The sequence below is a fragment of the uncultured Alistipes sp. genome (genome assembly GCF_949296715.1).
In the GTDB taxonomy this organism is placed as follows: Bacteria; Bacteroidota; Bacteroidia; order Bacteroidales; family Rikenellaceae; genus Alistipes.
The window spans coordinates 23,666-30,160 of record NZ_CASFQD010000008.1; the positions used below are offsets into that span (position 1 = coordinate 23,666).

The following is a 6,495-nucleotide window of genomic DNA, read 5'->3' on the forward strand; positions in this document are numbered from 1 at the left end:
CGGCAGCGATTCCGCTACGACGACTGCTGCGACTGCTGCGACTGCTGCGTCCCGGAGCATTCGCGGACGATCTCCATGAACTCGTCGCCCGTGATCGTCTCCTTCTCGACCAGGCAGTCGGTGGCGCGGCGCATGATGTCGGGATTCGCCGAGATGATCTCCCTGGCCTTCGCATGCGCCTCGCGGATCAACCGCAGCACCTCGGCATCGACCTCCGCGGCCGTCGCGGCCGAGCAGACCGACGAGGCATCCCCGCCGAGATAGGCATTGCCGACCGTCTCGAGCGCCATCATGTCGTAGCGGTCGCTCATGCCGAAGCGCGTGACCATCGCCCGGGCCAGGCGCGTGGCCTGTTCGATGTCGTTCGAGGCGCCGGTCGTGACCGTCCCGTAGACCACCTCCTCGGCCGAACGGCCGCCCGTCAGGGTCACGATGCGGTTGAAGAGGCTTTCACGGTTCTGCAACACCTGCTCTTCGTCCTCGACCTGCATCGTATAGCCCAGCGCCCCCGACGTGCGGGGAATAATCGTAATCTTGTGCACGGGCGCCGAGTGGCTCTGCATCGCGGCCACCAGCGCATGGCCGATTTCGTGGCAGGCGACCAGCCGCTTGTCGGAGGCGGGAATCACCTTGTTCTTCTTCTGCGCCCCGGCGATCACGGTCTCGACGCTCTCCTCCAAATCGGCCGTCGTGACCCGCTTGCGGCCCATGCGCACGGCCCGCAGAGCCGCCTCGTTGACGATGTTCGCCAGTTCGGCACCCGATGACCCGGCCGTGGCGCGCGCCACAATCCCCAGATCGACCTCCTCGTGCTTCACCCGCCGAAGATGCACGCCGAGAATCGCCTTGCGCCCCTCGAGGTCGGGCAGCTCCATCTGAATCCGACGGTCGAAGCGCCCGGGACGCAGCAACGCCTTGTCGAGGCTCTCGGGACGGTTCGTCGCGGCGAGGATCACCACGCCCTTGCGGCCGTCAAAACCGTCCATCTCGGTCAGGAGCTGGTTGAGCGTCTGCTCGCGTTCGTCGTTGCCGCCGTAGGCGCCGTCGCGCCGCTTGCCGACGGCGTCGATCTCGTCGATGAAGATGATGCAGGGAGCCTTCTCGTTCGCCTGCTTGAAGAGGTCGCGGACCTTGGCGGCACCCATGCCGACGAACATCTGCACGAACTCCGATCCCGAGATGGCGAAGAACGGCACCTTCGCCTCCCCGGCCACGGCCCGTGCGATGAGCGTCTTGCCGGTTCCCGGAGGGCCGACAAGCAGGGCGCCCTTCGGCAGCGAAGCCCCGATCTCGGCATAGCGGGAGGGATCGTGCAGGAAGTTGACGATCTCGGTCAAGGTCTCCTTCGCCTCGTCCTGCCCGGCCACATCGGCGAACGTGGTCTTCACGTCCGACTCGGCATAGATTCGGGCGCCGCTGTTCCCGAACGACAGGAAGTTGCCGCCGCCCTGCATGCGGGCCTGCATGCCCCGGCCGATCTGCCGCCAGATGAGATAGAAGATCAGACCGGGCAGCACCCACATCAGCACGAAGTTGAGCACCGGGGAGTTCTCGCGGGGCACGATCCGGTTGAAGGCGATCCGTCCGTCGGGATTGGGGCTCCGGGCATCCAGCAGACGGTCGACCAGCTGCGGGTCGCCGATCTCCCCGGTCTGGAAGGTCTGCGTCGTGTCGCCTTCGCCTCGGGCGGTGAAGTAGATCCGGCCGTCCTCGATCATGACCCGTTCGACGAGGCCGCTGTCCACCTTGCTGATGAAGGTCCCGTAGTCGGTCTCGATGATGCGGCGGCCCGAAAAGCGCGGAAAGATCAGTCCGTTCAGAAACAGGACGATCAGCACGACCCAAAACATCCCCGCATAGGGGTTGCTCCGGGGCGGCGTTTGGGTATTATTGTTCTGTTGTTCCATAATTGCCATGTTTTCGGGACAAAAGTCGTTATTTCCAACCGACCGCCGCTTACCGGAGCGTCCGAAAAAATGTGCAATATCTCCTGAAAAACGCTGCTCCGAGAAGACAATATCCCGGAAACCTGCTCCTGTTATCCCTACGAAACCGCAGGTCAGAATCTCCGCATGTCTGAAATTCCGTCTCGGACGATAAAAAAAGGGGGGGGGTAGCGACGGATTCTCTTTTCTCCGTATCGTACACCCTGTTGGCTGATGCAGGAACCGGCCGCTCCTGCACGCCCGGTCGCGGGCATCACATCCCGCCCTCCCCGAAAAACAAAAAGGAGAATCTTGCGATTCTCCTTTTTTGCCCTTCCGGAGCGGAAAACGGGACTCACACTCGCGCTGCGCACGAGTGGGTCCGCGATTCGTTATCTACACCCCCGGCCCCTGGAAGGGGAGCCTTGAGGTCGCGGGCACCGAGTCCCGCCCCCCCTGAAAAACAAAAAGGAGAATCTTGCGATTCTCCTTTTTCTTGCCCCTTCGGAGCGGAAAACCGGACTCGCACTCGCGCTGCGCACGAGTGGGTCCGCGATTCGTTATCTACACCCCCGGCCCCTGGAAGGGGCACCTTGAGGTCGCGGGCATCGAATCCCGTCCCCCCCCCGAAAAACAAAAAGGAGAATCTTGCGATTCTCCTTTCCTTTGCCCCTCCGGAGCGGAAAACGGGACTCGGACCCGCGACCTCAACCTTGGCAAGGTTGCGCTCTACCAACTGAGCTATTTCCGCAATTGCGTCTCCGAAACCTGCGTTTCGGGACTGCAAATATAGAACAAGAATTCCATTCTGCAAAATTTTCCATTAAAATAATACGTTTTTTATTCCGGAAAGTTTCATCGGACGGCCGAACCGAGGAAGAAACGAGACCGGCTGCCACAAAAAAAGCACTCCGGACAAGCCGGAGTGCCGTATGGACAGGGTTGCTCTTGCTGCGGCCGCCACCTGTTTCCGTCTTCGGAGCGAAGCCGCTCCCGACGGGAACCGTCACGCACCGCGGAAGGCCCGACCCGATCAGCGTACCTTGAAGTCCTCGTCAGCGCGGACCGGAATGGGCAGCGAAGCGTAGTAGCCGCTTTCGAGCTTGTCGCGTACCGACTTGAAGGCCTCGAGCGTGTAGTTCACGTCCTCGAGCGTGTGGGCCGCCGTCGGGATGACGCGCAGGATAATCTCGCCCTTCGGGATCACCGGGTAGACGACGATCGAGCAGAAGACGCCGTGGTTCTCGCGCAGGTCGACGATCAGGTTCGTGGCCTCGGGAATGCCGCCCTTCATGAAGACGGGGGTTACGGGCGAGTTCGTCACGCCGATGTTGAAGCCGTTCTCCTTCAGACCGCCCTGCAGCGCACGCACGATCTCCCAGAGCTTCTGCTGGTATTCGGGGTGGTTGCGGATCAGCTCCAGACGCTTCAGCGCACCGATCACCATCGGCATCGGCAGCGACTTGGCATAGAGCTGCGAACGCATGTTGTAGCGCAGCAGGTTGATCAGCCAGCGAGGACCGCTCACGAAGGCGCCGATGCCGGCCATCGACTTGGCGAAGGTGTTGAAGAGCACGTCCACGCCGTCGACCACACCGAAGTGCGATGCCGTACCGCGGCCGCCCTCACCCATCGTACCGAAGCCGTGGGCATCGTCAACGAGCAGGCGGAAATTGAAGTCCTTCTTCAGGGCCACAATCTCGTCGAGCTTGCCCAGGTCGCCCTTCATGCCGAAGACACCCTCGGTGATGACGAGCACGCCGCCGTGCTGCTCCTCGGCCAGCGTCGTGGCGTGCTGCAGCTGCAGGCGCAGCGACTCCATGTCGTTGTGGCCGTAGACGAAGCGCTTGCCCTTGTGCAGGCGCAGGCCGTCGATGATGCAGGCGTGGGCCTCGGCGTCGTAGACGACGACGTCACGCGGCGTGAGCAGGCAGTCGATGATCGAGAGCATGCCCTGGTAGCCGAAGTTGAGCAGGAAGGCATCCTCCTTGCCGACGAAGGCGGCGAGCTCGCGCTCGAGCTGCTCGTGGTATTTGGTCTGACCGCTCATCATGCGGGCGCCCATCGGGGCTGCCATGCCGAACTGTGCGGCACCCTCGGCATCGGCCTTGCGGACCTCGGGGTGGTTGGCCAGGCCGAGGTAGTTGTTCAGACTCCAGTTGAGCATCTTCTTGCCCCGGAAAACCATGTGGGGGCCGATCTCACCTTCGAGTTTCGGGAAGGCAAAATACCCGTGGGCATACGACATGTACTGACCGATCGGTCCGCCCGCATTTTTCTCGAGGCGTTCAAAAATATCAACCATTTTATTGAATTTTATGAGTTTGTGTTTCCTGTGTTCCGTTTCGGACGCGCAAAAGTATAAATAATGTGGATTAATCGGTCAAAATTAGCCGTTTTTTATTCCGCGCGGATACGCATTTATACCTATTTTTACCGGCTGCGCCCGACGCAAGAGCCACAAACTCACCGCCGTCGGCGGTCGACGGCATCGACGATGACCGCCACGGCGCCGTCGCCCGTGACGTTGGTCGCCGTGCCGAAGCTGTCCATGGCGATGTAGGTGGCAATCATCAGCCCGAGGAGCGGCTCGTCGAAGCCCAGCACGCTCTCGAGCAGCCCCAGCGCCGCCATGATCGCACCGCCCGGCACGCCCGGTGCCGCGACCATCGTCACGGCCAGCAGCAGGATGAACCCCGCGAAGGTCGACGCCGGAATCTCCAGCCCGGCCAGCATCGCCACGGCCAGCGCGCAGGCCGTGATCTTCATCATCGAGCCCGAGAGGTGGATTGTCGCGCAGAGCGGCACGACAAACTGCGCCAGCTCGGGCCGCACGCCGAGGCGCACGGTCCGCTCGAGCGTCACGGGAATCGTCGCGGCCGACGACTGTGTGCCGAGGGCCGTGACGTAGGCCGCGAGCATCGTGCGCAGCATCTTCAGGGGGTTGCGGTGCGCGGCGAGGCCCGCCACGGAGAACTGCAGGAGCAGCAGCACGACCGTCAGCGCGAAAATCACGACGATGAGCTTCACGAAGACCCCCAGCACGCCCGCCACCTGTCCCGAGCGGGTCATCTGCAGGAAGAGGCCGAAGATGTAGAGCGGCAGCAGCGGGATGATGACCCCGGCGATCGTGCGGTCGACGATCTGCTTGAAGTCGTCCATCACCCCCTTCAGGCGCACGCTGTGCGTGTAGGCCATGCCGAGCCCCAGCACGAAGGCGAGGATCAGCGCCGACATGACCCCCATGACGGGCGGCATGTCGACCGTGAAGAAGGGGGCCAGGTCGACGGCGTCCGCCTCGGGCAGCACGGCCTGGGAGCCGGCCAGCAGCCGCGGGAAGAGCGCCCGCCCGACGGCATAGGTGCCGAATCCCGAGACGAGCGTGAAGAGGTAGGCCAGGGCCGCCGTGAGGGCCAGCAGCCGCCCGGCGCTGCGCCCCAGGTCGGCGATGCCCGGCGCCACGAGCCCGAGAATCAGCAGCGGGATGACGAAGCCCAGCAGCTGGCCGAACAGGGCGTTGAAGGTCGTGAAGATGCGCACGGCCCAGTCGGGCAGCAGGAAGCCGAAGGCGACGCCCGCGGCGATGGCCGCCACGACGCGCGGCAGCAGTCCGAATCGCAGTTTCATAGGCGAAGTTTTTGTAAAGGTAGCGATAATTCTTAAATTTGCCGTATGACATCCCTCTACCACGACATCATTTTCGGCCCGGTCCATTCGCGGCGGCTGGGTCTCTCGCTGGGCGTCAACCTGCTGCCCACCGAGTCGAAGCTCTGCTCGTTCGACTGCATCTACTGCGAGTGCGGCTGGAACGCCGAGCATCCGGGCGCACGCCGCTTCAACGACCGCGCGGACGTCGCACGCCTGCTGGACGAGACGCTGCGGCGCATGGTCGCCGCGGGCACGCCGCCCGACGTCATCACCTTTGCCGGGAACGGCGAGCCGACGCTCCACCCCGCCTTCGGCCAGATCATCGGCGACGTCCTGGCGCTGCGCGACGCCCTCTGCCCGGCGGCAAAGGTCTCGGTGCTCTCGAACGCCACGCAGATCCACCGCGCGGAGGTCCGCGAGGCGCTGCTGCGCGTGGACAACCCGATCCTGAAGCTCGACTCGGCGTTCGACGCCACCGTGCGGCGCATCAACAACCCGCAGAGCGCCGCCTACGGCGTGCGCGCCACGGTCGAGGCGATGAAGCGCTTTGAGGGGCGGATGATCCTCCAGACGATGTTCCTGCGCGGCACGTGCGACGGCGCCCCGATTGACAACACCACCGAAGAGGAGGTTGCGGCGTGGCTGCGCCTCGTCGACGAAATCCGCCCGCGGCAGGTGATGGTCTACTCGCTCGACCGCGACACCCCTTGCCCCACCCTCGAGACGGTCCCGCGCGAGGAGCTGCTCCGCATCGCCGCCCGCGTCGAGGCGCTCGGCATCCCCTGTTCGGTCGCCTGACGCCATGCAGCTGCTCATCTCCTGCGCCAAGACCATGACGGAGGCCCCCTCCGTCACGCCGCCCCGCACCACGCGGCCCCGCTTCGCGGCCGAGGCCGACCGGCTGGCTTCGCGCCTGGCAGCG

The 6,495-nt window shown here is 64.0% G+C and carries 4 protein-coding genes and 1 tRNA gene; 1 reads left to right on the top strand and 4 read right to left on the bottom strand.

Annotated elements, in window-relative coordinates:
* Positions 1-14: 14 nt before the first annotated feature.
* From ftsH to Q1Y33_RS01085, 4 genes are all read right to left on the bottom strand, one after another.
* The gene (gene ftsH / locus Q1Y33_RS01070) at positions 15-1,907 is read right to left on the bottom strand and encodes an ATP-dependent zinc metalloprotease FtsH (RefSeq protein ID WP_300797423.1); all 1,893 of its coding nucleotides are present in this window, start codon (positions 1,905-1,907) and stop codon (positions 15-17) included.
* Between the two features lie 696 nt (positions 1,908-2,603).
* Positions 2,604-2,676, bottom strand: a tRNA-Gly gene (locus Q1Y33_RS01075).
* 282 nt (positions 2,677-2,958) lie between these two features.
* Entirely contained in the window at positions 2,959-4,230 is a 1,272-nt protein-coding gene (locus Q1Y33_RS01080; RefSeq protein WP_300797424.1) for a pyridoxal phosphate-dependent aminotransferase family protein, read from the bottom strand.
* Between the two features lie 161 nt (positions 4,231-4,391).
* Entirely contained in the window at positions 4,392-5,552 is a 1,161-nt protein-coding gene (locus Q1Y33_RS01085; RefSeq protein ID WP_300797426.1) for a dicarboxylate/amino acid:cation symporter, read from the bottom strand.
* Positions 5,553-5,597: 45 nt separating this feature from the next.
* Here Q1Y33_RS01085 and Q1Y33_RS01090 point away from each other — a divergent pair, with 45 nt between their 5' ends.
* On the top strand, positions 5,598-6,371 hold the full coding sequence (locus tag Q1Y33_RS01090) for a radical SAM protein (protein ID WP_300797428.1): 774 nt from the start codon (positions 5,598-5,600) through the stop codon (positions 6,369-6,371).
* The last annotated feature ends 124 nt before the right edge of the window (positions 6,372-6,495 follow it).

What these genes read in the sequence shown, in the direction of transcription:
- ftsH (WP_300797423.1), bottom strand. Translation starts at nt 1,907, where the DNA reads ATGGAACAACAGAACAATAATACCCAAACGCCGCCCCGGAGCAACCCC.
- Q1Y33_RS01080 (WP_300797424.1), bottom strand. Translation starts at nt 4,230, where the DNA reads ATGGTTGATATTTTTGAACGCCTCGAGAAAAATGCGGGCGGACCGATC.
- Q1Y33_RS01085 (WP_300797426.1), bottom strand. Translation starts at nt 5,552, where the DNA reads ATGAAACTGCGATTCGGACTGCTGCCGCGCGTCGTGGCGGCCATCGCC.
- Q1Y33_RS01090 (WP_300797428.1), top strand. Translation starts at nt 5,598, where the DNA reads ATGACATCCCTCTACCACGACATCATTTTCGGCCCGGTCCATTCGCGG.